The 259-nt window shown below is 59.1% G+C and carries 1 pseudogene; it reads left to right on the forward strand.

Annotated elements, in window-relative coordinates:
- A pseudogene (secY, locus tag SB822_RS58580) lies at positions 1 to 259 on the forward strand (preprotein translocase subunit SecY); the annotation flags it as partial.

Consider the following 259-nt stretch of genomic DNA (forward strand, 5'->3'; position numbering starts at 1 on the left):
CGTCGGTGATCACCCTTGTTGGCGGCACGATGTTCCTGATGTGGCTCGGCGAGCAGATCACTGCACGCGGTATCGGCAACGGTATCTCGCTGATCATCTTCTCCGGTATCGTGGCCAACCTGCCGCACGCTATTTCCGGCACGCTGGAACTTGGCCGTACCGGCGCGCTGTCGACGGGACTCATTCTGGGCGTTATCATTCTTGCCATCGTGCTGATTGCGGTCATCGTATTCGTTGAACGTGCGCAGCGTCGCCTTCT

This window comes from Paraburkholderia sp. SIMBA_054 (genome assembly GCF_046534875.1).
GTDB classification, from domain to species: Bacteria; Pseudomonadota; Gammaproteobacteria; order Burkholderiales; family Burkholderiaceae; genus Paraburkholderia; species Paraburkholderia hospita.